Origin of the sequence: Pseudomonas sp., assembly GCF_035512415.1 — a bacterium.
Lineage (GTDB): Bacteria > Pseudomonadota > Gammaproteobacteria > Pseudomonadales > Pseudomonadaceae > Aquipseudomonas.
Genome location: NZ_DATKDZ010000034.1, coordinates 22085 through 44894 on the forward strand (window position 1 = coordinate 22085; position 22810 = coordinate 44894).

At 62.6% G+C, this 22810-nt stretch carries 22 protein-coding genes and 1 pseudogene; 14 read left to right on the top strand and 9 right to left on the bottom strand.

Annotation, left to right across the window (positions count from 1 at the left end; genetic code table 11):
• Nucleotides 1-65 precede the first annotated feature (65 nt).
• The 3 genes from VMP31_RS16280 to VMP31_RS16290 all read right to left on the bottom strand — a co-directional run bounded on the left by VMP31_RS16280 (nucleotide 66) and on the right by VMP31_RS16290 (nucleotide 1974).
• Entirely contained in the window at nucleotides 66-623 is a 558-nt protein-coding gene (locus VMP31_RS16280) for a Smr/MutS family protein (RefSeq protein WP_325508747.1), read from the bottom strand.
• A 335-nt stretch (nucleotides 624-958) separates the two neighbouring features.
• Nucleotides 959-1279, bottom strand: coding sequence for a hypothetical protein (locus VMP31_RS16285; protein ID WP_325508748.1), 321 nt, complete (start codon nucleotides 1277-1279; stop codon nucleotides 959-961).
• A gap of 98 nt (nucleotides 1280-1377) precedes the next feature.
• Nucleotides 1378-1974: a cysteine hydrolase family protein gene (locus VMP31_RS16290; protein ID WP_325508749.1), complete on the bottom strand. Its 597-nt coding sequence runs from the start codon at nucleotides 1972-1974 to the stop codon at nucleotides 1378-1380.
• Nucleotides 1975-2217: 243 nt separating this feature from the next.
• On the opposite strand from VMP31_RS16290, the gene VMP31_RS16295 reads away from it, so the two are divergent.
• Nucleotides 2218-2352, top strand: a complete 135-nt coding sequence (locus VMP31_RS16295) for a hypothetical protein (RefSeq protein WP_325508750.1) — start codon at nucleotides 2218-2220, stop codon at nucleotides 2350-2352.
• 45 nt (nucleotides 2353-2397) lie between these two features.
• On the opposite strand, the gene nhaD is transcribed toward VMP31_RS16295, so the two are convergent.
• Nucleotides 2398-3651 (bottom strand): sodium:proton antiporter NhaD, encoded by a 1254-nt coding sequence (nhaD, locus tag VMP31_RS16300; protein ID WP_325508751.1) that lies wholly within the window; start codon nucleotides 3649-3651, stop codon nucleotides 2398-2400.
• A gap of 205 nt (nucleotides 3652-3856) precedes the next feature.
• Between nhaD and prmB the strand changes: the two genes are divergently transcribed.
• Nucleotides 3857-4786, top strand: coding sequence for a 50S ribosomal protein L3 N(5)-glutamine methyltransferase (gene prmB / locus VMP31_RS16305; protein ID WP_325508752.1), 930 nt, complete (start codon nucleotides 3857-3859; stop codon nucleotides 4784-4786).
• A 147-nt stretch (nucleotides 4787-4933) separates the two neighbouring features.
• Here the strand turns inward: prmB and VMP31_RS16310 are convergent, their stop codons facing one another.
• The 3 genes from VMP31_RS16310 to VMP31_RS16320 all read right to left on the bottom strand — a co-directional run bounded on the left by VMP31_RS16310 (nucleotide 4934) and on the right by VMP31_RS16320 (nucleotide 8021).
• Nucleotides 4934-5554 (bottom strand): NAD(P)H-dependent oxidoreductase, encoded by a 621-nt coding sequence (locus VMP31_RS16310; RefSeq protein ID WP_325508753.1) that lies wholly within the window; start codon nucleotides 5552-5554, stop codon nucleotides 4934-4936.
• Nucleotides 5547-6941, bottom strand: coding sequence for a class II fumarate hydratase (locus VMP31_RS16315; protein WP_325508754.1), 1395 nt, complete (start codon nucleotides 6939-6941; stop codon nucleotides 5547-5549). The genes VMP31_RS16310 and VMP31_RS16315 overlap by 8 nt, the downstream gene beginning before the upstream one ends.
• Before the next feature lie 69 nt (nucleotides 6942-7010).
• Nucleotides 7011-8021: a DUF2804 domain-containing protein gene (locus VMP31_RS16320; protein WP_325508755.1), complete on the bottom strand. Its 1011-nt coding sequence runs from the start codon at nucleotides 8019-8021 to the stop codon at nucleotides 7011-7013.
• A gap of 254 nt (nucleotides 8022-8275) precedes the next feature.
• Between VMP31_RS16320 and VMP31_RS16325 the strand changes: the two genes are divergently transcribed.
• The 10 genes from VMP31_RS16325 (at nucleotide 8276) to VMP31_RS16370 (ending at nucleotide 18943) form a co-directional block, all read left to right on the top strand.
• A complete protein-coding gene (locus tag VMP31_RS16325; RefSeq protein WP_325508756.1) occupies nucleotides 8276-8776 on the top strand; it encodes a DUF2059 domain-containing protein in 501 nt (166 codons plus the stop codon).
• Between the two features lie 13 nt (nucleotides 8777-8789).
• Nucleotides 8790-9083: a BolA family protein gene (locus VMP31_RS16330; protein WP_325508757.1), complete on the top strand. Its 294-nt coding sequence runs from the start codon at nucleotides 8790-8792 to the stop codon at nucleotides 9081-9083.
• A 173-nt stretch (nucleotides 9084-9256) separates the two neighbouring features.
• Nucleotides 9257-10195, top strand: coding sequence for a rhodanese-related sulfurtransferase (locus VMP31_RS16335; RefSeq protein WP_325508758.1), 939 nt, complete (start codon nucleotides 9257-9259; stop codon nucleotides 10193-10195).
• 2 nt (nucleotides 10196-10197) lie between these two features.
• Complete coding sequence (locus VMP31_RS16340; RefSeq protein ID WP_325508759.1) at nucleotides 10198-10830, top strand: DsbA family protein; 633 nt, start codon at nucleotides 10198-10200, stop codon at nucleotides 10828-10830.
• Complete coding sequence (locus VMP31_RS16345) at nucleotides 10823-12601, top strand: ABC transporter ATP-binding protein (protein ID WP_325508760.1); 1779 nt, start codon at nucleotides 10823-10825, stop codon at nucleotides 12599-12601. The genes VMP31_RS16340 and VMP31_RS16345 overlap by 8 nt, the downstream gene beginning before the upstream one ends.
• Nucleotides 12602-13044: 443 nt before the next feature.
• Nucleotides 13045-14127 carry a 4-hydroxyphenylpyruvate dioxygenase gene (hppD, locus tag VMP31_RS16350; RefSeq protein WP_325508761.1) on the top strand — a complete coding sequence of 361 codons (1083 nt, stop codon included), beginning with the start codon at nucleotides 13045-13047 and terminating at the stop codon, nucleotides 14125-14127.
• Nucleotides 14128-14241: 114 nt separating this feature from the next.
• A complete protein-coding gene (locus tag VMP31_RS16355) occupies nucleotides 14242-15381 on the top strand; it encodes a homogentisate 1,2-dioxygenase (protein WP_325508762.1) in 1140 nt (379 codons plus the stop codon).
• Between the two features lie 83 nt (nucleotides 15382-15464).
• Nucleotides 15465-16448, top strand: a complete 984-nt coding sequence (locus VMP31_RS16360) for a fumarylacetoacetate hydrolase family protein (RefSeq protein WP_325508763.1) — start codon at nucleotides 15465-15467, stop codon at nucleotides 16446-16448.
• Nucleotides 16449-16660: 212 nt separating this feature from the next.
• Nucleotides 16661-17311: a maleylacetoacetate isomerase gene (gene maiA, locus VMP31_RS16365; RefSeq protein WP_325508764.1), complete on the top strand. Its 651-nt coding sequence runs from the start codon at nucleotides 16661-16663 to the stop codon at nucleotides 17309-17311.
• Nucleotides 17312-17482: 171 nt separating this feature from the next.
• Nucleotides 17483-18943 carry a sodium-dependent transporter gene (locus VMP31_RS16370; protein WP_325508765.1) on the top strand — a complete coding sequence of 487 codons (1461 nt, stop codon included), beginning with the start codon at nucleotides 17483-17485 and terminating at the stop codon, nucleotides 18941-18943.
• A gap of 218 nt (nucleotides 18944-19161) precedes the next feature.
• On the opposite strand, the gene VMP31_RS16375 is transcribed toward VMP31_RS16370, so the two are convergent.
• Nucleotides 19162-19425, bottom strand: a complete 264-nt coding sequence (locus VMP31_RS16375; RefSeq protein ID WP_325508766.1) for a hypothetical protein — start codon at nucleotides 19423-19425, stop codon at nucleotides 19162-19164.
• A 169-nt stretch (nucleotides 19426-19594) separates the two neighbouring features.
• Between VMP31_RS16375 and VMP31_RS23435 the strand changes: the two are divergent.
• A pseudogene (locus VMP31_RS23435) lies at nucleotides 19595-20518 on the top strand (HAMP domain-containing protein); the annotation flags it as partial.
• Between the two features lie 117 nt (nucleotides 20519-20635).
• A complete protein-coding gene (locus VMP31_RS23440; RefSeq protein ID WP_414705467.1) occupies nucleotides 20636-21376 on the top strand; it encodes a methyl-accepting chemotaxis protein in 741 nt (246 codons plus the stop codon).
• 258 nt (nucleotides 21377-21634) lie between these two features.
• On the opposite strand, the gene VMP31_RS16385 is transcribed toward VMP31_RS23440, so the two are convergent.
• Nucleotides 21635-22732, bottom strand: a complete 1098-nt coding sequence (locus VMP31_RS16385; protein WP_325508768.1) for a metal-dependent hydrolase — start codon at nucleotides 22730-22732, stop codon at nucleotides 21635-21637.
• Nucleotides 22733-22810: the final 78 nt, after the last annotated feature.

A 22810-nucleotide genomic window follows, 5' to 3' on the forward strand; every position in this document is an offset into this window, starting at 1 on the left:
AGGTCTTTCTAAAGGGCGCAGGTTAGGCCGCGGGGGCCTGGCTGGCAAGTGTGGCGGCGGTCTGCTTACTCGTCGCGGCCATCCATCATGGTGCGCTTGAGCATTACGTAAACCGCGCCGGTGCCGCCGTGCTTGGCCAGGCAGGAGGTAAAGCCGAGCACCTGCGGGTGTTGGCGCAGCCAGGTGTTGACGTGGCTTTTGATCATCGGCTTGCGGCCGTCCATGCGCACCGCCTTGCCGTGGGTGATGCGCACGCAGCGCACCTCCAGCTTGTTGGCCTCGGCAAGAAACTCCCACAGGGTGTCGCGGGCTTTTTCCACGGTCATGCCGTGCAGGTCGAGGCTGCCTTCGAAGCTGATCTGCCCCAGCTTGAGCTTGCGCATCTGGCCTTCCTGCACGCCGTTGCCGGCCCAGTACAGCGGGTCTTCGGCACCGACATCGATCACGAACTGGTCGGACAGGCCGTCGACCTTGACCGATTCCACGCGCGCCGTGGCCGCCTGGCGCAGGGTGGCCAGTTGCGCCCGGTTGGGTTTCGGTTTACCGGTGTCTGCGCGGTCATGCTTGATCGGTTTGACGCCGTGTAGCTCGGCTTTGAACAGGGATAAATCGTCGTCTTGCATTTAGGGTCTGTTACCGTTTTGTTCGCGGCCGCGCCGGAGCCTGTTTTAGCGCGAGGCAAGGCACGAGACGCGAAGTTTGGTGGTTCCAAATGAGTGTCGAGAAACGCAGTATCGCGCTAAAACAGGCCCGGCCCTTCGGGTTGCGCGTAAAATCTCGCCATGCGGTGTTGGAGGACTTGGCAAGGGAACACCATTACCTGCGTCCTCCGCTTGGCCTGGCGAGATATTACGCGGCAACGCGGCTCGCGACGAAACGGCAACAGACCCTATATCTCCGCGAAGGCCGCTAGTGTAACCAAGGTGCGGGCTCAAGTGCGGACTGGATCGGCCCGCTATCAGTCGCGCTTTTTCATCAGGTGTGGGGCGAGGCTTAGGTCGCCGTGTTGGCGCATGCGGCGGCGACAGCGCCGCCAGAACATGATGGCGAAATACAGCAGGAGCAGGCCGATTGCCACAAAGGCCACGCCTGCGGCCGGCGACTCGTTCAGCGGGCCGAGGGCTGCGGGGCGGCCGAGCAGCGTTGCTGCGCCCGCCATGGTCAGCAGTACGCCGAGCATGCACAGCAGCGCCGCCAACCCTGCACCGAGGCGCGAGCGCCAGTTGCCGGAGCTGCGGGGCCGCAAGCGGCGAGCATCAAAACCATCGGATGGTTTCATTGCGAATTCCTTAGAGGCTAACGCCGGTATGACCTGCTGCTACTGGCGTGGTTCAACGGGGAGCGCGAGTTGCACGCGGCGAGTGAGGACATTCGGTTTTACAGCAAGGCACTGGCGCGGGGGACCACCGCGGCAAAATTGTCCGCCAGGGCGATCATTTCGGCGCGGTGCATGTCGGCGGCGCTGATCACCTGGCCGTCCAGGGTTGGCAGGTCGCGGGTGGCGCAGGCGCTATCGACCAGGGTGCAGCGATAGCCGTAATCCTTGGTGGCGCGCACGGTGGTGCTGATGCTGGAGTGGGTCATGAAACCGCAAATGATCAGGTCCAGGTGCCCTAGCTTCTGCAGGTGCTCGTGCAGGTCGGTGCCGGAAAAGGCATTGGGCATGCGTTTTTCCACGATGATTTCTCCCGGCAGCGGCGCGGCTTCGGGCAGGTGATGGCCGCGGGGGCCACGTGGGTCGAGCAGACCGTCGGGAATACCCAGGTGCTTGACGTGGACGATGGCGCAGCCCCGGGCGCGGGCCGCTGCCAGCAGAGTGGCGATTTCTTCCAGCGCAGCATCCAGCCCCGGCAGTTTCAGGACGCCGCTGCGATACTCCTCTTGAGCATCGATGATCAGCAGGGTCGCATTGTTCAGGCTGGCAGGTGCATGGCCGCGGCCGGTCAACGTGAACAGGGTTTGGGGGATGGACATGGCAGGGAACTCCAGGCTGGCATGGACGACTTCCTGCATTGTCCGCCTCTGGGCTGCTGCTGTGAACCTCTACGGGTGATTGCGCCTGAATCATTGCCTTGCTGGCGGCATTGGCCGGGCCTAAGCCGTTACTGCGCGGGGCTTGTCTGCTGCGCTGCGGCTGGCCTTGCGTATGGCTGAGGTGACGAGCAGAATCGAACCACTCCCGAGGATGGGGTGTCGTAAAGCAAAAGGAGTTGCCCAATGAGCCTGGTATCGCTGTTTTCCGAACACTTCTGGTTGTTATTCGCCCTGGCGATTTCCATCGCCGTGCTGCGCGAATTAAGTCTCAAACGTGATGATCCAGCCCTGAGCGAGCGGCGCCAGAAGCGCGGCTGAACCGCGCCTGGAGCAAGCCCCGGCGCGGCCCTATGTGGCCTGGCGTCAGTAGAGGCCTAGCAGTTCGAACTGCAGGTACCAGACGCCCAGCGAGCCGAAGAAGTTGACCAGAATGGCCGGCAGGAACTTCAGGTGCACGCCGAAGCTGTAGGTCTTATCCAGGGACATGGCCATTACCCCGGCGGCCGAACCGACCACTGTCAGCGAGCCGCCAATCCCCACCATCAGCGCATTCAGTGCCCACTGATCGAGCCCCAGCTGCGGGTTGGACATCAGCGCAGCCGCTTCCACGGGCACGTTATCCATCACCCCGGACGCCACCCCGAGCACCACGTTGACCGCGGTGGGGTGCATCACTTCAAACAGCTGCGAGATATACGACAGCCAGCCGACATGATTGAGGCAGGCCACCGAAGTGATGATGCCGATAAAGAACAGCAGGGCGTTCCACTCGACCTTCTGCAGCTGATCCTGCCAGGGCAGTTCGATGCCGCGCTGCATCAGCAACCAGGCATACAGAGCGACAAAGCCCAGGCCGATGCCGATGGCGAACTCGATGCTGACTTTCAGCAGAATGTTGCACAGCACCGCGCCAAACACGGCGAAGAAACCGACGATCGCCAGGCCCGCGCCGCCCGGCTTGAGACCGGTTTCCGCCTGGTCGGCCATATGCACCAGGCTTTCGCCGTCCAGTTTGCGCAGGTAGAACAGGTGCAGGGTGGCGGCGAACAGCAGCCAGCCGATCAGCGCCGAAGGAATCAGCAGCAACAGCCCTGCGATGCTGATTTTCCCGGCCAGCACCACCATCAGGCTGGTCGAGGTGCCGAGAAACCACACCCCGCTGTTGGACGCCACGACGATATTGCACAGCGATATATGGGTGTAGCGCTGGTTGGTGGAGATGCTCTTGACGGTTTTACCGAAGATCATCGCCGTGGTGATGTTGTTGAGAAAGGGCGAGAGCAGCGCCGACAGTGCCCCAGTGGCCCAGAACATGCCCTTGGCACCCAGGCCCTTGCGCATCAAATAGCCGTTGAGGGCGGTGAATACGTTCCGCTCGTTGAGCAGTTCGACCACCATCCACATAAACGCCATAAAGGCGATCAGGCCAAAGAGTTCTTCCTTGGTCTCATTCTGCGCATGGAGGAAATACTGGAAACCATTGGGGTCGTTGATTGCATAGTGGGCACCGATAACGATCAGGCCGGACATCATAAACATCGCCGGTTTGAACTTATCCATTTCCAGTTGTGCTTCAAACACGATCAGCGTCATGCCAATCAGGAATATCGCCAGCACGAGCAAGCCCGTGATCGAGAACGGATCTATGACCATTTTGTGGAGGTCTCGGAGGAGGGGGAGGGAAGGGTTAAAAAAGTGTTTCAAATTATATGCCTGTCCCCTGGGCTTTGGCAGTGCTACTTACGTGCCGGTGCGGCGTTTTCGTGCAGGGATGCGTCCTTGGGCTAGAATGCGCGATCTTTAGCCCCCGGAGACCGCTGCCGTGACCGCCACCCCTGCTCTCAACACCCGCCTGCGCACCGTGCGCGACTACATCCGCTGGGCGGTGAGCCGCTTTCAGGGCGAAGAGCTGTTTTTCGGCCATGGCACCGACAATGCCTGGGATGAGGCGCGCCAGCTGGTGCTGGGAGCCCTGCACCTGCCCTATGAAATAGCCGACAGCTACCTCGATTGCCGCCTGGAAGACGACGAGCATGCGCACCTGCATGATTTGCTCAAGCGGCGCATCGACGAGCGCGTGCCAACCGCCTACCTGCTGGGCGAGGCTTGGTTCTGCGGTCTGCCCTTTATCGTCGACGAGCGTGTGCTGGTGCCGCGTTCACCGATTGCCGAGTTGATCGAGCAGCATCTGCAGCCCTGGCTGGGCCAGGAGCCCCAGCGCATCCTCGACCTCTGTACCGGCTCTGGCTGCATCGGCATCGCCTGCGCCTATGAGTTTCCGGAGGCCGAGGTGGTGCTGGGCGACCTGTCCTACGAGGCGTTGGAAGTGGCCAACCAGAATATCGAACGGCATGGCCTGGATGAGCGCGTGTACACCGTGCAGGGCGACGGCTTTGCCGGTTTGCCGGGCCAGCGCTTTGACCTGATCCTCTCCAATCCGCCCTATGTGGATGCCGAGGACTTCGCCGATATGCCGGCCGAATACCAGCACGAGCCGGCCCTGGGCCTGGCCTGTGGCGAGGATGGCCTGAACCTGGTGCGACGCATGCTGGCCGAAGCGGCCGATCATCTGACGGAGCGGGGCCTGTTGATCGTCGAGGTGGGCAATAGCCAGGTGCATGTCGAAGCGCTGTACCCGGAAGTCGACTTCACCTGGCTGGAATTCGAGCGCGGCGGCCACGGCGTGTTTCTGCTCGCGGCCGCGCAATGCCGCGAGCATCAGGCGTTGTTCCGCTCCCGGGTCGACGGCTGATCGTTGAGCGTAGTGAGGGCAGTTGCGTAGGGTGGGCATAGCGCAGCTTTGTCCACCGCTGGCACCGAGATGGCGGACAAGCCTTCGGCATGTCCTCCCTACGTGGTCATGGGCCTTGTAGTTCGGACACGCAGCCCCGGCAGGGTGCTAGGCGCGCAGGCCCAGGCGTTCGGCGCGGCGCAACCAGCTCTGCCGCTGCTCTTCGGAGGAGGGGCGCACTGGGGCAAATTCGGCCAGGCGGCGGGTCTTGATGCCGCTGAAGCCGAGGATGGTACGGGTCATCTGCCGATGTGCCGGCGCGCCGTAGATCCAGCGGAAGTACCAGGGCGGGGTGTCCATGGTCACCAGCAGGTCGGCGGTGCGGCCGCTGAGCAGCTTGTCCCACAGCTGTGAGCGGTTGCGGTATTTGAAGGCGAAGCCGGGCAGAAAAGTGCGGTCGAAAAAGCCCTTGAGCAGCGCCGGTATGCCGCCCCACCAGACCGGGTAGACGAACACCAGATGCTCGGCCCAGTGGATCTGCCGCTGCGCTTCCAGCAGGTCCGGCTCCAGGGTCTGGCTCTGTTCGTAACCGTCGCGCAGCACCGGGTCGTAGTTCATTTCCCCCAGTTTCAGTTGGCGCACCACATGGCCCTTGCTGCGCGCGCCCTGGGCATAGGCTTCGCCCAGGGCGTGGCACAGGCTGGTGCTTTTCGGCGTGCCGAGGATCATCAGGATGCGCTTGCCGTCGCCTTCCAGTGGCGTTGCGCCGCTCTTTGCTTCTTCACTCATGTTGACCCGCCTCTAGCATGTTTTCGGGACGCACCCAGGCGTCGAACTGTTCGTTGCTCAGGTAGCCCAGCTGCAACGCTGCCTCACGCAGGGTGCTGCCTTCCTGATAAGCCTTCTTGGCAATTTCCGCGGCCTTGTCGTAGCCGATATGCGGGTTCAGCGCGGTCACCAGCATCAGGCCGCGTTCCAGGTGCGCGGCCATCTGCGCGCTATCCGCTTGCAGGCCGGCGATGCAGTGCTGCTGGAAATTGCGGCAACCGTCGGCCAGCAGGCGTATCGATTGCAGCAGGTTATGGATGATCACCGGCTTGAATACATTGAGCTGCAGATGCCCCTGGCTGGCGGCAAAGGCGATGGTCGTGTCATTGCCCAACACCTGGCAGGCCAGCATCGACAGGGCTTCGCACTGGGTCGGGTTGACCTTGCCGGGCATGATCGAGCTGCCCGGCTCGTTGGCCGGCAGACGCACTTCGGCAAAGCCGGCGCGGGGGCCGGAGCCGAGCAGGCGCAGGTCGTTGGCCAGCTTCATCAGCGCCACGGCGAGCACCTTCAAGGCCCCGGACAGTTGCACCAGGGGCTCGTGGCCGCTGAGGGCGGCAAACTTGTTCGCGGCGCTGACCAGCGGCAGGCCGCTCAGGGCCGCCAGTTCGGCCGCCATGGCTTCGGCAAAGCCCTGGGGCGAGTTGAGCCCGGTGCCAACCGCGGTGCCGCCCTGGGCCAGTTCGCAGACGCCGGGCAGGGCCGCGCGGATCGCGCTTTCCGCATAGGCCAGCTGGGCGACAAAGGCCGAGAGCTCCTGGCCGAAGGTAATCGGCGTGGCATCCATCATATGGGTGCGCCCGGTCTTGACCAGCTTGGCATGGCGCTCGGCCTGTTCCTGCAGGCCGTCGCGCAGCTCGCGAATAGCCGGTAGCAGCCGCTGTTGCAGCGCCTGGGCGGTGGCGATATGCATGGCGGTGGGGAAGCTGTCGTTGGAACTCTGGGCGCGATTGACGTGGTCGTTGGGATGCACCGGGCTCTTGCCACCGCGCACGCCGCCGGCCAGTTCGTTGGCGCGGCCGGCGATCACCTCGTTGACGTTCATATTGCTCTGGGTGCCGCTGCCGGTTTGCCAGACCACCAGGGGGAACTGTTCATCGTGCTGGCCGGCCATCACTTCGTTGGCCGCCTGTTCGATCAGCCGGGCAATATCGGCGGGCAGTTCGCCAATGCGCTGGTTGACCCGGGCCGCGGCCTTCTTGATCAGCGCCAGGGCATGCACCACGGCCAGGGGCATGCGCTCCTCGCCAATGGCGAAATTGATCAGCGAGCGTTGGGTCTGCGCGCCCCAGTAGGCATTTTCGGGTACATCGATGGGGCCTAGGCTGTCAGTCTCTGTACGGCTCATGGGGGCTCTCCGGAAGGTGGCGCAAGCTTAGGCTATCGCGAAGGACCAGAGGTTCCAATGCGCTGAGGATTACCAGCGGGCGTGGGTCTCGCCCAGCCAGCCCAGGGCATTATTGACGGGAACTCGCTCGCCCTGCGGGCCGCGTAGTACGCCATGGTAGTGGCCAAACCATTGCTGGGTATCGGCATAGAAGGGGCCCAGTCGCCGGTAGGCCTGATGGCGCTGGCGCGGGGTGAAGATCAGGCTGGCCGCGTCGTCTGCGCTGCTGAGCTGCCAGGGTGCCAGCAGGCCGGGGGTTGTCGGGGCGATGCTGATCGGCGCATCGAGGTGCTGCAGTTCGCCGCCAAACCACAGGGTGTTTTCCGTCTGGCCGCTGTAGTCGGTCCAGCCGGCCCCGAAATTGCCGGCGATGCCGCCGGGGGCGGCGAAGGCGGCGCGGGTCCAGTGGCTATTGAGCGGCCAGACCCCACGGCCAAAGTCCAGGGCGGCGAAACTCTGGCCGCCGACACAGCTGTAGTGCTGCTGGCCCACTTGCACACTGCCATTGCAGGGCAGGCCCAGTTGCCGACTGGTTGCATGAAAGCTGCGGGGGCCCAGGGGCACCACCAGATTGACTGAGTCGAGGTGCGCCGGGCGCTGGATATCCAGGGCGACATTCAGTGCCTGTCCGCCAATATCCGAGGCGTTGACGGTTATCCGGGTGCGCCCGGTATGTTCGGCGACACGCAGTTGCAGGCGCGGATGATTGAATTCGTGGCTTTGCTGAGGATGGTCCGGCAGGTGGCTGCCGATGCCGAACAGGCGAAACTTGCTAAAGCTGAAGGCCTGGCCGCTTTGCAGGTCAAGAAAATAGGCGGCGGCATAACCCAGGTAGTCGAGGTCCGCCTGGGTCAGCGAGAGCATCCAGTCCGGCGTGGTGATGCACCAGTGATTCCAGCGCTTACGGCGGCCGTAGTGCCCGGGGATGGCGCAATCGACCAGCGGGCGTGGCGACCAGCCAATAGCCTGCGAGTTGAGCTGGCCCTGCTCACTGCAGAGCGGGATGGCCGTCAGGGGCGCTGGGAAGGCGAAACTGTTCATCTAACACGTCCATGTGTGTACGGGCGTCAGGCAGTGGTCAATCGACCCGGCGTAGCAGGAAATGGCTGATCTGCCGAGCATGATCACTCTGCAGTCGCTCCGGCAAGTGCTGGCATTTTGGACTTTAAGCGGGCAGTGCGCCAGTGCACAGTCGCTTTGTGCGCTACGCCACGCTTGAGTGCATGTGGCGCTTGGGCACAAAATGCCGGTTGCTGGAGTCCAACAGGGCTCAATCCTCGACCCAGGAGTCATCGATGTCACGTTTATCCACCCTCTGTGCCGCACTGTTGCTGGCTTGCGCCAGTGCCCAGGTTTTCGCCGATGCGCGCAGCCATGCCGCCGATGCCGAGCGTTTTCTCCTGCTGGCGCGCGCCGACAAGCTGGCCGTACCGGTTTATGGCCAGGTGCGAGAGATGTTTGCCCAGCGCTTTGCCGAAAGTAAGGAAGCGTCGAGCAATCAGGCCCTGCTGGAAACCTACCAGGCCCAGGCCAACGCCGCGCTGGAGCAGGCTATCGGTTGGGACAAGCTCAAGCCGGACATGATCAAGCTGTACACCAGCAACTTCAACGAACAGGAAATGAAAGACCTGATCACCTTCTATGAGTCGCCCCTGGGCAAGAAGGTTCTGGAGCAAATGCCGTCCCTGACTGCGCAGTCGGCGCAGCTGACCCAGAGCAAGCTGGAAAGCGCGGTGCCCAAGGTCAACAAGTTGCTGGCGGAGATGAGCGCCAAGCTGACCCCCAAGACGCCATAAAGGGAGCGCTCTGATGCCGAAAATCGATCTGTTGCAGACGGCCTTTGCCGCACTGCAGCCCCAGCACCTCGAACTGCTGGATGAAAGCCATATGCACAGCCGGGGTCTGGAAACCCACTACAAGGCGGTGATCGTCAGCCAGCAGTTTGCCGGTTTGAATGCGGTCAAACGCCACCAGAAGGCCTATGCCGCGGTCGGCGAGCTGATGAGTCAGGTCCATGCTCTGGCGCTGCATACCTACACGCCCGATGAGTGGGCAGAGCAGGGCAGCGTGCCGGCCTCGCCGACCTGCAAGGGCGGCCACTGAGAACCCGCTTAAAGCCGGCTTTGCGCCGGTCCTGAGACAATTGGCCCCTACACGCCAGGTCTGAAGAAACGTAAACTGCGCCACCGCCGGCTCAAGGTGAACAACCCTGGGCCGGCGTATTTTTTTGTATCCCGGTCCGCCCTTTACGTGGGCGACTACTGAAGGACATGCATATGACTGACAAGATCGTTGTCGCCGCGCTGTATAAATTCGTTTCCCTGCCCGATTACCAGGCCCTGCGCGAGCCTCTGCTGCAGGCCATGCTGGATAACGGCATCAAGGGCACCCTGCTGCTCGCCGAGGAAGGCATCAATGGCACCGTCTCCGGCTCGCGCGCCGGTATCGACGGCCTGCTGGCCTGGTTTGCCCAGGATGCGCGCCTGGCCGATATCGACCACAAGGAATCCTATTGCGATGAGCAGCCGTTCTATCGCACCAAGGTCAAGCTGAAGAAGGAAATCGTCACCCTCGGCGTGCCGGGCGTGGACCCCAACAGCAAGGTCGGCACCTACGTCGAGCCCAAGGACTGGAACGCGCTGATCTCAGACCCCGAAGTGCTGCTGATCGATACGCGTAACGACTACGAAGTGTCGATTGGCACCTTCGAGGGCGCGGTAGACCCGCAAACCAAGTCGTTCCGCGAGTTTCCCGACTACATCAAGGCGCATTTCGACCCGGCCAAGCACAAGAAGGTCGCAATGTTCTGCACCGGCGGCATCCGCTGCGAGAAGGCCTCCAGCTATATGCTCGGCGAAGGTTTTGCGGAGGTCTTCCACCTCAAGGGCGGCATCCTCAAGTACCTCGAAGAAGTGCCGCAGGAACAGACCAAGTGGCAAGGCGACTGCTTCGTTTTCGATAACCGGGTTACTGTGCGTCACGACCTGAGCGAAGGCGACTACGATCAGTGCCACGCCTGTCGCACGCCGGTGTCGGTGGAAGATCGCCAGTCCGAGTTCTACACCCCGGGCGTCAGTTGCCCGCATTGCTGGGACTCGCTGCCGGAGAAAACCCGCGCCGGTGCCCGCGAGCGCCAACGCCAGATCGAACTGGCCAAGGCGCGTAATCAGCCGCACCCACTGGGCTACAACCCCCGACAATCGCGCGAGGCTTAAACATGCAAGCACGCCTGCTCTATGTGATGGACCCGATGTGTTCCTGGTGTTGGGGCTTTGCCCCGGTGCTCGAGTCCCTCGCCGAGCAGGCTGCGGCGGCAGGCGTCGGCCTGCAGCTGGTGCTGGGCGGTTTGCGCCGTGATGGCGTGGCCATCGATGCGGCCGCCCGGGTGCGTTACCTGGGCTACTGGCAGGCGGTCAATGCCAGCACCGGTCAGCTGTTCAACTTCGAAGCAGGCTTGCCTGAGGGCCTGGTGTACGACACCGAACCGGCCTGCCGTGCTCTGGTCACCGCGCGCAGCCTGGCTCCGGATATGGTCTGGCCGCTGGCTCAGTTGATCCAGCGCGCGTTCTATACCGAAGGCGTGGATGTCACCCGTGCCAGCGTGCTGGTGGAGTTGGCCGAGCGCGCCGGGATTCCGCGCATCGTGTTTGCCGAAGCCTTCGACAGCGTCGAGCAACGCGCCGCCACCGCCGCCGATGTCAGCTGGGTGCAGGATCTGGGCATCGCTGGCTTCCCGACTCTGCTGGCCGAACGCAATGGCCAGCTGGCCCTGCTGACCAACGGTTATCAACCCCTTGAAGTGCTGCAGCCGTTGCTTGCGCGCTGGCTGGAGCGCGCCGCCCATGCCTGATCGCCTGAGCTGGGCGGAAATCCGCCGGCTGGCCCTGCACCACAAGAAAGCCCTGATTCTGGCCAATCTGGTCGCGCTGTTCGCCACCCTGTGCAGCGTGCCGATTCCGCTGTTGCTGCCGCTGCTGGTCGACGAAGTGCTGCTGCAGGACGGTGATGCGGCGCTCAAGGTGATGGACAACTTCCTCCCTGGGCAATGGCAAACCGCTGCCGGCTATATCGGCCTGATGCTGGTGCTGACCCTGCTGCTGCGCGGTTCGGCGCTGATCTTCAACGTGCTGCAGGCCAAGTTGTTCGCGCGTCTGTCCAAGGACATCGTCTACCGCATCCGCATTCGCCTGATCGAACGGCTCAAACGCATCTCCCTTGGTGAGTACGAAAGCCTTGGCGGCGGCACTGTCACCACTCACCTGGTCACCGATCTGGAGACCCTGGACAAGTTCGTCGGCGAGACCCTCAGCCGCTTTCTGGTGGCGGTGCTGACCCTGGCCGGTACTTCGGCGATCCTGATCTGGATGCACTGGCAATTGGCGCTGTTGATCCTGTTGTTCAACCCCCTGGTGATCTACGCCACGGTGTTGCTGGGCAAGCGGGTCAAGCACCTGAAGAAACTGGAAAACGACAGCACGGCGAGTTTTACCCAGGCGCTGACCGAAACCCTGGATGCGATTCAGGAAATCCGTGCCGGCAACCGCCAGGGCTTCTTCCTCGGTCGCCTCGGCGGCCGGGCGCGGGAGGTGCGCGATCACGCCATGGCCTCGCAGTGGAGGACCGATGCGTCGAACCGCGCCAGCGGCCTGCTGTTTCAATTCGGTATCGATGTGTTCCGCGCGGCGGCCATGCTCACCGTACTGTTCTCCGACCTGTCGATCGGCCAGATGCTCGCGGTGTTCAGCTACCTGTGGTTTATGATCGGCCCGGTCGAGCAGCTGCTCAGCCTGCAATACGCCTTCTATGCCGCTGGCGGCGCGCTGACCCGGATCAACCAGCTGTTGGCGCGCCAGGACGAACCGCACTACCCGGGGCGGGTCGACCCGTTCAAAGGCCGTGAGACCGTGGGTATCGAAGTCAGCGGGCTGACCTTCGCCTACAACGACGAACCGGTGCTGGACCACCTCAACCTGAGCATCGCGCCGGGTGAGAAGGTTGCCATAGTCGGGGCCAGCGGCGGCGGCAAGAGTACCCTGGTGCAGTTGCTGCTTGGGCTCTATACCCCGCAGGCCGGGACCATCCGCTTCGGCAGCAGCAGCCAAGAGGAAATCGGCCTGGAGTGCGTGCGCGAGAACGTCGCGGTGGTGCTGCAGCACCCGGCGCTGTTTAACGACACGGTGCGCGCCAACCTGTGCATGGGCCGCGAGCGCAGCGATGAAGGTTGCTGGCGTGCCCTGGAAATCGCTCAGCTGGCCGACACCATTCGCAACCTGCCGCAAGGCCTGGACAGCATGGTTGGCCGCAGCGGCGTGCGCCTGTCCGGCGGCCAGCGCCAACGCCTGGCCATCGCCCGTATGGTCCTGGCCGAGCCCAAGGTGGTGATCCTCGATGAAGCCACTTCGGCCCTCGACGCCGCCACCGAATACGCCCTGCATCAGGCGCTCAACCAGTTCCTCAACGGCCGCACCACCCTGATCATCGCCCACCGCCTGAGCGCGGTGAAGCAGGCGGACCGGGTGCTGGTATTCGACGGCGGCAGCATCGCCGAAGACGGTGGCCACCAAGAATTGATTGCTGAGGGCGGGTTGTACGCCAAGCTCTACGGCCATCTACAGCACTGATAGCTGCGCAAGGCCGGCCAATCCGTAGGGTGGATGGCGCTTTATCCATCCACCAATGCGTTCTCATGGTGGATGAGAAAGGCGTCATCCACCCTACGGTTGCTTTGTAAGCGCAAGATTTTTTCGCGGGCATGGCCCGCTCCTACCGGCGTAGGAGCGGGCCATGCCCGCGATTTGCTGTGGCGATTGCATAGGGTCTGGTTCCCTGCGGCCTTGCTTCTGGCAGTTAAATCAACCGCTCTGTAAATATTTCGTTACGCGTGGCAAGTGTTTGCAGTCAGCAAACGCGCTGTTTCTCAAGGTGTATTAAAAACTTGCCGAAAGCCCAGGCCTGGCCTGGGGTAGGGCGGCTCTAGCCGGCTTGTTTGGCGCTCTGCGCTCGGTTGTTATGAGGTCAATTCCGCTGACGCAGCGGCTGATCAAAACAACAACGAGGAGGCGCAATGAACGCCGTGAACAAGATCGAACAGCACAACCCTATCGGTACCGACGGCTTCGAGTTCGTTGAATACACCGCGCCGACCCCGGAAGGCATCCAGCAGCTGCGCGAGCTGTTCACCGCCATGGGCTTTACCGAAACCGCCAAGCACCGCTCGAAAGAGGTCTGGCTGTTCCAGCAGAACGATATCAACTTCGTGCTTAACGGCAGCCCTACCGGGCACGTACGTGAGTTCGGTCTGAAGCACGGCCCGAGTGCCTGCGCCATGGCCTTCCGCGTGCAGAACGCCGCCCAGGCGGCCGCCTATGTCGAGTCCCAGGGTGCCAAACTGGTCGGCAGCCACGCCAACTTCGGCGAGCTGAATATCCCCTGCGTCGAAGGCATTGGTGGTTCGCTGCTGTATCTGGTGGATCGCTATGGTGACAAGAGCATCTACGACGTCGACTTCGAGTACATCGAAGGCCGCACGCCGAACGACAATGCGGTCGGCCTGAAAGAGTTGGACCACCTGACCCACAACGTCAAACGTGGGCAGATGGACGTGTGGTCGGGCTTCTACGAGCGCATCGCCAACTTCCGTGAGATCCGCTATTTCGATATCGAAGGCAAGCTCACCGGCCTGCTGTCGCGTGCCATGACCGCGCCGTGCGGCAAGATCCGCATCCCGATCAACGAGTCGGCCGACGACAAGTCGCAGATCGAGGAATTTATCCGCGAATACCACGGCGAGGGCATCCAGCACATCGCCCTGAGCACCGAGGATATCTACGCCACCGTGCGCCAGCTACGGGCCAATGGCGTGCAGTTTATGGTCACTCCCGGCACCTACTACGACAAGGTCGATACCCGCGTGGCCGGGCATGGCGAGCCGAGCGATGTGCTGCGTGATTTGAGCATCCTGATTGATGGGGCTCCGGGGGATGACGGCATCCTGTTGCAGATTTTCACCAATACTGTGATTGGCCCGATCTTCTTCGAGATCATCCAGCGCAAGGGCAACCAGGGCTTTGGCGAAGGCAACTTCAAAGCGCTGTTCGAGTCCATCGAGGAAGACCAGATCAAGCGCGGCGTGATCAGCGCCGATTGAGTCGTAGGGTGGATGTCGCTGTTTACATCCACCAGGGAACACGAATATCAGGTGGATGGCCACCCCGTGGAAAACGCTTCGCGGTTTTCCACCCTACACATCTGGAGCTTCGAGATGAGCCGTAACTGGATCAGTTTTCCCCTGCGTGAAGGCGAGTGTTCGCGCCAGGCGCACTGCGACTTTCCCGAAGGCACCTACGAGCGCGAGATGGGCCGCGAGGGCTTTTTCGGCCCTACGGCGCACCTGCACCACAAGCATCCGCCGACCGGCTGGATCGACTGGCAGGGGCCGCTGCGCCCCCATGCGTTCAACTTCAATGATATTTCCAGCGAGCGCGACTGCCCGCTGGCCGCGCCGCTGACCCTGCATAACAGCGATGTGAAGCTGCGCGTGTGGAAAACCCACGGCACCATGCGTCATCTGGTGCGCAACGCCGATGGCGATGACCTGCTGTTTATCCATGAGGGGGCAGGGCACTTCTATTGCGACTTCGGTCATTTGACCTACCGTGACGGCGATTACCTGCTGATTCCGCGCGGCACCGCCTGGCGTATCGAGGCCAGTAAACCGACCTTTATGCTGCTGATCGAAAGCACCGACGGTGCCTATCAGCTGCCGGACAAGGGCCTGCTCGGCCCACAGGCGATCTTCGACCCGGCGGTGCTCGATCATCCGAAGCTAGATGACGCCTTCAAAGCCCAGCAGGACGAGAACACCTGGCAGATCCGCATCAAGCGCCGTAGCCAGATCAGCACCGTGACCTATCCCTACAACCCGCTGGATGTGGTCGGCTGGCATGGCGACAACACCGTGGTACGCCTCAACTGGCGCGATATCCGCCCGCTGATGAGCCACCGCTACCACCTGCCACCGTCCGCGCACACCACCTTTGTCGCCAATGGTTTTGTCATCTGCACCTTCACCCCGCGCCCGGTCGAGAGCGACCCCGGCGCGCTGAAGGTGCCGTTCTATCACAACAACGACGACTACGACGAAGTGCTGTTCTACCACCGTGGCAACTTCTTCAGCCGCGACAATATCGAGCAGGGCATGGTCACCCTGCACCCCTGCGGCTTCCCCCACGGCCCGCATCCCAAGGCGCTGAAAAAGGCTCAGGTCGATCCGGCCACCTTTATCGATGAAGTGGCGGTGATGATCGATACCCGCCGCGCCCTGGAAGTCGGCGAAGCCGCCGCCGCGGTGGATGTACCCGAATATGTGAACTCCTGGCGTGCGCCGGGGAAAGACTCCTGAGAGCGCCTGCGCTCCGCCCCTTCTCCCTCTGGGAGAGGGTTGGGGTGAGGGATGCAAGCGCCACACAATTTGAAGGTTGAACCATGAAACTCGCATCACTGAATCAAGGCCGCGACGGCATGCTCGTCGTGGTATCGCGCGACCTAAGCCGCGCCACCAAGGTCCCGACGATTTCCGACACTCTGCAGGCCGCGCTGGATAACTGGGCGGTGAGCAAGCCCAAGCTGGAGGCGGTGTATCAGCGCTTGAACGATGGCCTGGAAGAGGGCGCATTTGCCTTCGATCAGGCCGCTTGCCATAGCCCGTTGCCGCGCGCCTATCACTGGGCCGATGGCAGCGCCTACGTCAATCATGTGGAGCTGGTGCGTAAGGCGCGTGGTGCCGAAATTCCGGAAAGCTTCTGGCATGACCCGCTGATGTACCAGGGCGGTGCCGACTGCTTTATCCCGCCGCACAGCCCGATTCAAATGGCCGACGAGGCCTGGGGCATCGACCTGGAAGCCGAGATTGCGGTGATCACCGATGACGTGCCGATGGGCGCAACCGCCGCCGAGGCCGCCGGACATATCCAGCTGCTGATGCTGGTCAACGACGTGTCGCTGCGTAATTTGATTCCCGGTGAGCTGGCCAAGGGCTTTGGTTTCTATCAGAGCAAACCCTCGTCGAGCTTCTCGCCGGTGGCGATTACCCCGGATGAGCTGGGGGATATCTGGGAGGGTGGCAAGGTGCACCGGCCGCTGGTTTCGCATATCAACGGCGCACTGTTCGGTCAGCCGGATGCCGGTGTGGACATGACCTTCAACTTCCCAACCCTGGTTGCCCACGCCGCCAAGACCCGGCCGTTGTGCTGCGGCACCATCATCGGCTCCGGCACCGTGTCGAACTACGACCGCAGTGCCGGCTCTAGCTGCCTGGCTGAGAAACGCATGCTGGAAATCATCGAGAGTGGCGAGGCGAAAACCCCGTTCCTCAAGTTCGGTGACCGGGTGCGTATCGAGATGTTCGACGCCGCTGGTCATAGCCTGTTCGGCGCGATTGATCAGGTGGTGGAAAAATACGAGGTGTGAATTCGTCGGATGGGTCGGGCCGCGTAGGTTTAGCGCAGCGATACCCATCACCTTGAGCCGATGGGTATCGCAGGCTCAACCATCCTACGGTCTATAAATCGTAGGGTGGATGTCGCTTTTCACATCCACCAGGGTGCTCAAATATTCGGTGGATGGCCACCCCGTGGAAAACGCTTCGCGGTTTTCCACCCTACGGCTACAGGACGTTCGGCATGTTGAAACTCTATTCCTACTGGCGCTCCAGCGCCGCCTACCGGGTACGTATCGCCCTTAACCTCAAGGGCCTGGCCTACCAGCAAGTACCCGTGCACTTGGTCAAGGACGGCGGCCAGCAGCACAGCGCCGAGTATCAGGCGCTGAATCCGCAGGAGCTGCTGCCCTTGCTGGTGGATAAGGGCAACGGCGGGGTGCGTATCGCCCAGTCGCTGGCGATTCTCGAATACCTCGAAGAAGTTTTCCCCGTTCCGGCGTTGCTGCCCAGCGATGCGGCGCAACGCGCCCAGGTGCGTGCCTTGGCCCTGCATATCGCCTGCGACCTGCACCCGCTGAACAACCTGCGGGTGCTGCAGTACCTGAGCGGCGAGCTTGGGGTGGACGAGGCGGAGAAAGACGCCTGGTATCAGCACTGGCTGCACAAGGGCATGGCTGCGGTCGAGGCTGGGCTTGCGGTATTCGATGATCGGCTGTCGCTCGGCGAACGGCCTGGATATCTGGAAGCCTGTCTGGTGCCGCAGCTGTATAATGCCCGCCGTTTTAACTGTGACCTCGATGCGTACCCACGCATTCTCGCCATGGCGGCGCGTTGTGAATCTCTGCCGGCCTTCCAACAGGCCGCGCCGCAGGTGCAACCCGACGCTCAGTGATCCCAGCCGGCTTCGCCGCCGCTAGGGGCTGGCGAATCCGGCTCCCTCAGGTAGGCGCAAAGCGGCATAGCCGAGCGCACTAGCTTTAACCGACCTGAATGCCTTGCACTCCGCCGCGCCACAAGCGCTGCGGGTTCCATTTCGTCACAGATAAAAACAAACAGGTGACGCATGACCCGTGAAAAACCCAAAAACCTCTGGCTCTCGCGCTGGGGCTTTATTCTTGCTGCAACCGGCTCCGCTGTGGGCCTGGGCAATATCTGGAAATTCCCCTATATCACCGGCGAATACGGCGGTGGTGCGTTTGTACTGATGTACCTGGCCTGCATCCTGGCCATCGGCATTCCGGTGATGATGACCGAGATCGCCATTGGCCGACGCGGCCGTGGCAGCCCCATCGATGCAATTGGTCGGGTGGTCAAGGAAAACAGCGGCAACCCGCTGTGGAAAGCCGTCGGCGGCATGGCCATGCTGGCCGGTTTTATGATCCTGTGTTTCTACGTGGTGGTGGCCGGTTGGGCCTTTGCCTACACCGTGAAAATGCTCGACGGCTCCCTGGCTGCCACCAGCGTGGAAGCGCTCGGCGGGGTGTTCGAGGCGCATAACGCCAACCCCTGGCAGCTCGGCGGCTGGAGCGTGCTGGTGGCGCTGCTGACCCTGTGGATCGTTGCCAAAGGCGTGCAGAAGGGCATCGAGAATGCCGTGCGCTGGATGATGCCGGGCCTGGCCGTGATGCTGCTGATTCTGGTGGGCTATGCCTTTACCAGTGGCGGTTTTAGCGCTGGCTTCGATTTCCTGTTCACCTTCGACGCCTCGAAAATCACCGGTGAAGCACTGCTGGCCGCGCTGGGCCATGCGTTCTTTACCCTCAGCCTGGCCTCCGGGGCGATTCTCACCTACGGCTCCTACCTGCCGGACGGTCAGTCGGTGGCGCGCACCACCTTTGTCGTAGCCATCTGCGACACCTGTGTGGCGCTGCTGGCGGGGCTGGCGATCTTTCCGATTATCTTCGCTAACGGCATGAGCCCTGGCGCGGGGCCGGGGCTGATCTTTATGAGCTTGCCGCTGGCCTTCCAGCAGATGCCGCTCGGCACCGTTTTCGGTGTGCTGTTCTTCGCCATGGTATCGATTGCCGCGCTGACCTCGGCGATTTCCATGATCGAAGCCACAGTGGCCTATCTGAACGAGAAGCACGGTATCAGCCGCTTCAAGGCTGCAGTCCTGGCCGGTAGCGTGTTGCTGGTGATCAGTCTGCTGGCCATGCTTTCGTTCAACCTGCTGGCCGGCTGGACGCCGCTGGGCAAGAACTTCTTCGACTGGCTGGACTACCTGACCTCGCGCTGGATGATGCCCCTGGGCGGGATCTTTATCGTGTTGCTGGCCGGCTATGCCCTGCGCGATGAAATCATGCGTGATGAGCTGAACCTGCCGCCGCTGGGCTATGCCTTGTGGCTGTTTATGGTGCGCTACGTCAGCCCGGTGCTGATCATGGTGGTGTTCCTCCACGCCCTCGACTGGCTGCTGTTCGACCCGGTTAGCCAGTGGTACTGGATCGCCGGAGCCATCGGCCTGCTGGCGGTGCTGGGTGAAGTGCTGCGGCCACGGGTGATGCCGGTATTGGCCGGGCGCTAAAAGGTTTTGGGGTGGACGATGCAGGGGGCATGACCGTAAGGGTGTGCCCTCTTTTTTATGGTGATGTAGCCGTTATGTGCTGCATGCAGCAACTCCTTGTAGGCACGGGTGGGACTGCGCAGTTCCATGCCTGAGAACTACGCGAGGCCAGATACTTTCGCGGGCATGGCCCGCTCCTACCTGTTGCATGCAGCGTGAGCCTTTTTACGGTTCTGGGTTTAACTGATGGCGATAAGCCGCCATCTAGGCTTGGGATGCGGCGGAAAGTCGCCGATCACGGCTGATACCGGCAAACGGATGCCGTCGGATCCTCCGCCATCGTTTCGCGGCAGGCCAGTTGTGGCGCTGTCTGCAGCCGTGGCCCTGATTTTTTCCATGGGCTGGCGCAGGGGTTGCAGGGAGTAGCGGCTAAACTGCTTGCAGTCATTACAAAGAGCAGCCGCTGTCAGGCCGCCCGATAATAAAAACGGAGTCATTGTCATGTCGTCTGCCGCCCGCCTATTCGCCGACCTCAGCGTCGGGAAAAAACTTCTCTGTGGTTTCGGCCTGGTGCTGTTGCTAACGGTCGCGGTGACCGGCAGTGGTTTTCTGGCCGTGCAGGCGGTGCTGCAGGGCCATGAGAATGTCGGTCGGCTGTCGGCGATCGACGGCATGATTCTCCAGGCGCGGCGTTTCGAGCGGGATTTTGCCCTGCGCCAGAACGATGAGGCGGCGGCGCGGGTGCGGGAACAGCTGGACAAGGTTGACGCGCTGTTGGCCGAGCAACTGCAGGCCAGTGCGGCTCAGGACCGTGCTCGCTTGCAGGGCATGCAGCAGGCCATTGCCGATTACCGCCGCCAGTTCGATGGCTTTGTTCAGCTGCTGGGCAATGCGCGTCAGGCGCGCACGACCATGCGCGAAGCGGCGGGGGAGGCTCGCGACCAGTTTGATGTGATTGAGCTGGACATGTACGACGCCGTACGTGAGCTGCGCCTGGCTGGCGACAAGCTGCGCGGCAGTGATCCGCTGACCCTGGCGGAAACCGCCTCGGGGCTGAGCAAGCGGATGCTCGATCTGCGTGGCCATGAGAGCCAGTTCATCATCGATGGCTCGGCCGAATCTCTGGAGGAGTGGACCTATATCAACGACGACCTGCAGACCGTAGCGCGCAGCCTGATGGTCTGGCTGGACGACGATCAGAAGCGCGCCATCGAGGCGGCCCTGCAGGCCCTGACCCAGTACCAGACGGCCTTTACCAATTACCAGCAGATGCGTGAGCAGAGCCAGGTCAGTGAGCAGGCCATGGTCGAGCAGGCGCGTGCCGTACTGGCCCAGGCCGAGGAAGCCAAGAATCGCGAAGACCAGGCGATGACTGCCGACAGCCGCCAGGCCCTGCTGCTGCTCGGGGCCATGGGCTTGGCGGCTGTGGTGCTGGGTATGCTGGCGGCTCTGCTGATTTCCCGCTCCATCGTCGCCCCGTTGCAGCAGGCCGTGACCTTTGCCCGGCGCATTGCCGAGGGCGATCTCAGCCAGGACCTGCAGCACAACCGCCGCGATGAAGTGGGCCAGCTGATGGCGGCCATGCAGGCCATGAGCCTCAGCCTGCGCACCCTGGTGGGGCGCATTGGCGGTGGCGTCAGCCAGATTGCCGCCGCTGCCGAGCAGCTGTCTGCAATCACCGCGCAAACCAGCATCGGAGTGCAGAACCAGAAGATGGAAACCGAGCAGACCGCCACCGCCATGCATGAGATGGCCGCCACTGTGCAGGAAGTGGCGCAGAACGCCGAGCAGGCTTCCCAGGCGGCACGCGATGCAGATCGCGAGGCGCAGCAGGGCAACGGTGTGGTGCAGCAGGCGGTCAGCCAGATCGGCAGCCTGGCGCGGGAGGTTGAGCAGTCGGCCGAAGCCATTGCTGCACTGAATCAGGAGAGTGCGCGTATCGGCAGCGTGCTGGAGGTGATCCGCAATGTCGCCGAGCAGACCAATCTGCTGGCGCTGAACGCCGCCATCGAAGCCGCCCGCGCCGGCGAGCAGGGCCGCGGCTTTGCCGTGGTGGCCGACGAGGTGCGTGCCCTGGCCAAGCGCGCCCAGGACTCCACCGAAGAGATCGAAAGCCTGATCGGCAGCCTGCAGCGCATGGCCAAGGGCGCGGTGGAAAAGATGGAAAGCAGCCGCAGCCTGACCCAGCGCACCGTGACCCTGGCCGCCGAAGCGGGCGATGCCCTGGGGCGGATCACCCTGGCAGTCAGCACCATCGAACAGATGAACCAGCAGATCGCCGCGGCCGCCGAAGAGCAGAGCGCGGTGGCGGAAAATATCAGCGAAAGCGTGACCCGAGTGCGTGATATCGGCGAGCAGAGCGCCAGCGCCAGCGAGCAGACCGCCGCCTCCAGTGCCGAACTGGCGCGCCTGGGTGTCGAGTTGCAGGGCCTGGTCGCGCAGTTCCGTACCTAAAAAGGCTATGTATCCGTTAACTGTCGCACTATTGTCCGGTTTGCGCCGATTAGTCCCCTCGCCCCCTTGGGGAGAGGGTTAGGGATAGGGGCTGGGTCATTCAAGTCTGCACAACTGGCGATTTGATAACTCCCGCTTCTTAGTTCGGAAGGCACCCGTATATTTCGGCAAAGCTGTCTGAATCAGGCTGGTTTGTTCCTCTGCAAGCGCTCATCCGAACGCCGCCCGCCAGCCTTGCCGCAGCTATCCCACATGCGCCTAGCAGGCCGTTTTTAACCCCGCATTGCCCACGCAGGTCGTTTCGCTATGGCCGGCCAGGGGTTTGCCCAGCTCGTTGGCCCAGGCCACCAGCGGCACATTCACTTCGGGTTGCCAGATGCGTGTCAGCAGCAATTGCAGCCGGCTTATATCGCCGCGCTCGAAGGGCAGGCGCTGAATCTCATCGTGTACGCGCCATTGGCCGTCTTCCAGGGTGGCGAAGTCGAAGCGGAAGGGGTGGAAGCCGGTCATGCCCAGGCGGATATCGGTTACCACCAACTGATCGCCGAGCTGGTCGTAGCGCAGCACGCCGTCGGTGAACCAGGCCAGGCGCGCATGCGCCGGCGAGTCGGCCAGGGCTTCGGCCAGCTGGGTGCCGCGGGCAATTTTGCCGAGCTGCGGTGGGGCGCTGTCCAGCCAGCTGACCAGCACTTCGTGATAATCCTCGCCCTCCAGCACAATCACCCGCCATAACAGGCTGTTGAAGGGTGTTGGCGTGCTGAACAGCGCATCGGCCTGAATACCTTGGCGGGCCAGTTCGGCTTCCACCCGTTGTTCGGCCATATATTTGCCGCCCAGGGTCGAGGCCAGGTACAGGGTCGAGAGCAGCAGGGCGATGGCCGGTGCCCTGGGCGTCTTGTCCCGCAGCCCATAGAGCAGGCCCATAACCACGGCGATGCCCAGCGGCAGGGTGTAGAGCGGGTCGATAATAAAGATGCTCGACCACGCGGTGGGTGCCGGCATCAGCGGCCAGAACAGCTGGGTGCCGTAGCTGGTAAAGGCATCCAGCAGCGGGTGAGTAAGCAGTACCAGCCAGAGGGTGAAAAACAGCCGTTGCGCCGAATAGCCGGGGTTGTGCCGCAAGCGCCGGGTCAGCCAGGTCAGCAGCAGGGCCAGGCCAGTGAGGACGATTAGCGAGTGACTGAAGCCGCGGTGGTAGGTCATATCGGCCACGGCATCGCCGTAGTCGATAACCACATCCATATCCGGCAGGGTGGCGAGCATGGCACCGTAAAGCAGGGCCTTGCGCCCTTGCCAGCGGCCGAGCAGGGTGCCCTGGATGGTGGCACCGAGCACGGCCTGGGTAATCGAATCCATCGCGACAGCTCTCAGGTTGGGTCAGATCGCTAACTTAACCGAGCCGGGGCAAATTGGCCGCTGGTAATTTTCAAGCAA